The organism is Thermomonas sp., from assembly GCF_035369645.1.
In the GTDB taxonomy this organism is placed as follows: Bacteria; Pseudomonadota; Gammaproteobacteria; order Xanthomonadales; family Xanthomonadaceae; genus Thermomonas.
Genome location: NZ_DAOOUM010000083.1, coordinates 1,413 through 3,664, shown reverse-complemented (window position 1 = coordinate 3,664; position 2,252 = coordinate 1,413). Strand labels below are relative to the sequence as shown.

4 protein-coding genes are annotated in these 2,252 nt (G+C 60.5%); all 4 read right to left on the bottom strand.

Annotation, left to right across the window (positions count from 1 at the left end; all coding sequences use genetic code 11):
* A partial coding sequence (locus PK789_RS11475) for an NADH-quinone oxidoreductase subunit J (protein ID WP_324308946.1) occupies window positions 1-347 on the bottom strand: 347 nt, incomplete at its 3' end.
* 13 nt (window positions 348-360) lie between these two features.
* Window positions 361-852 carry an NADH-quinone oxidoreductase subunit NuoI gene (gene nuoI, locus PK789_RS11470; protein WP_324308945.1) on the bottom strand — a complete coding sequence of 164 codons (492 nt, stop codon included), beginning with the start codon at window positions 850-852 and terminating at the stop codon, window positions 361-363.
* Window positions 849-1,943: an NADH-quinone oxidoreductase subunit NuoH gene (nuoH, locus tag PK789_RS11465; protein WP_503011952.1), complete on the bottom strand. Its 1,095-nt coding sequence runs from the start codon at window positions 1,941-1,943 to the stop codon at window positions 849-851. Before nuoH ends, nuoI begins: the two co-directional genes overlap by 4 nt.
* 8 nt (window positions 1,944-1,951) lie before the next feature.
* The coding region (locus tag PK789_RS11460; protein WP_324308944.1) for a molybdopterin dinucleotide binding domain-containing protein at window positions 1,952-2,252 on the bottom strand (301 nt) is incomplete at its 5' end.

Genomic DNA, 2,252 nt, shown 5'->3' with positions numbered 1-2,252 from the left:
CTGCGCACGCCGATCAAGGCCAGCATCTGCACCAGCATCAACACCGCCACCACCAAGCCCACCGGCAAATAGCGCACATAGCCTTGCCGCAACGGGGCTTTGTCCATGTCCAACATCATCACCACGAACAAGAACAGCACCATCACCGCGCCGACATACACCAGCACCAGCGCCACGCCGAGGAACTCGACCCCGCCGATGATCCAGGTACAGGCCACCGAGAAAAACGTCAGCACCAGCCACAACACGGCGTGCACCGCGTTGCGGGCGGTAATCGCAGCCAATGCCGCAGCTGCGGCGACGGCCGCAAAGCTGAGGAAGGCAAGGGTTTGGAAATCGAAGTCCATGCTCAGGTCTGCCTCAACGATACGGGGCGTCGGCGCTGCGACGCGCGGCGATTTCCGCTTCCAAGCGGTCGCCAATGGCCAACAACTTCGGCTTGGTCAGCACGCTTTGCTCGCGCTGGTCGAAGTGGTATTCGTGAATATGGGTTTCCACGATGGAATCGGTGGGGCAAGACTCTTCGCAGAACCCGCAGAAGATGCACTTGAACAAATCGATCTCGTAGCGGGTAGTACGGCGGGTGCCGTCATCCGCACGCGGTGCCGCTTCAATGGTGATCGCCAGTGCCGGGCACACTGCTTCGCACAGCTTGCAGGCGATGCAGCGCTCTTCGCCGTTGGCGTAGCGACGCAGTGCATGGACGCCACGAAAACGCGGCGACTGCGGGGTTTTTTCCATCGGGTACATCAAGGTGTACTTGGGACGGAACAGATATTTCAACGTCAGCCACAGCCCGCCTAGCAGTTCCAGCAGCAGCAGGCTTTTGAAGTATTGCATCACCTTACTCATGCCGCAGCTCCCATTGCGCCACCACCAATCACGCCGAAGTACACCAGCAATGCGGTGACAAAAATCCAAGCAATGGTGATCGGGATAAAGACCTTCCAACCCAAGCGCATGATCTGGTCATAGCGGTAGCGCGGGAACGCGGCGCGGAACCAGATAAAGCAGGTGGCGAAGAAACCTACCTTGAGCAGCAGCCACCACCAGCCATCCACCGACAACAGCGGGATGCCCCAGCCACTGAACGGGCTGAGCCAGCCGCCCAAGAAGAACGTTGCGGTCAGGAAGCTGACCAAGATCATGTTGGCGTATTCGGCCAAGAAGAACAGCGCGAACTGCGAGCCCGAGTACTCCACCATATGCCCGGCAACGATTTCTGATTCGCCTTCCACCACGTCGAACGGGGCACGATTGGTTTCGGCCACGCCGGAGATGAAATACACCACAAACAGCGGTGCCAACGGGATCCAGAACCAGCTCAGGAAGCCCTTGCCGGATTGCGCCATCACGATGTCGGACAGGTTCAAGCTGCCGGCGGCAATCAGTACGCCCACCAGCGAAAAACCCATCGCGATTTCGTAGCTGATCATCTGCGCCGAAGCGCGCATCGCGCCGAGGAAGGCGTATTTCGAGTTCGACGCCCAACCGGCAATGATCACGCCGTAGATGCCAAGACTGGTCATCGCCAGCAGATACAAGAGACCTGCGTTGGCGTTGGACAACACCACCTTGGTGTCAAACGGCACCACTGCCCACGCCGCAAAGGCCGGCACCAGCGCCAGCATCGGCGCCAAGCGGAACAACACCGGGTGTGCCACCGTCGGTTGCACCACTTCCTTGAACAACAGTTTGAACACGTCGGCGAAGGCCTGGAGAACGCCCCAGCCCACATACATCGGCCCGTGACGCACGTGCATCCAGCCGATCAATTTGCGTTCCCACACCACGTAGAAGGCCACGGACACGATCACCGGCACGGCAATCGCCAGGATCTTGAGCACGACCCATACCAGCATGCCCAAGGTGCCGAACGACAACAGCAATTCACGCAAGGGATCGATGGCGTATTGCATCAGCGGGTTGGCCGCGAGGTTCATCGCGATAGTCATGCGCGTACGACCTCCAGCTTACCTGCGGTCAGCAGCGGTGCAGTGGCACCGTAGCCCGATTCAATCCACACACTGCCTGCGGCAACGCGCACATCCAGCCGCACCGGCAAGGTGGCCTTCCCGGACCCCGTGGCCAGTTGCACCATCGCACCATCGGCCATCCCTGCCGCATCGGCAGGGTGCAGCACGGCCCGTGGGCCGGTGGTCAGCGGATGTGCTTGCAAGGCGTCGCAGCGCCGGGTCACCGCATCCACCCGATAGATGGCTTGCGATACCACCACGTCCAAACCACTGCCG

Bases quoted from the DNA above. Each gene is read 5' to 3' on its own strand.
- nuoI (WP_324308945.1), bottom strand. From the start codon at position 852: ATGAGTAAGGTGATGCAATACTTCAAAAGCCTGCTGCTGCTGGAACTG.
- nuoH (WP_503011952.1), bottom strand. From the start codon at position 1,943: ATGAACCTCGCGGCCAACCCGCTGATGCAATACGCCATCGATCCCTTG.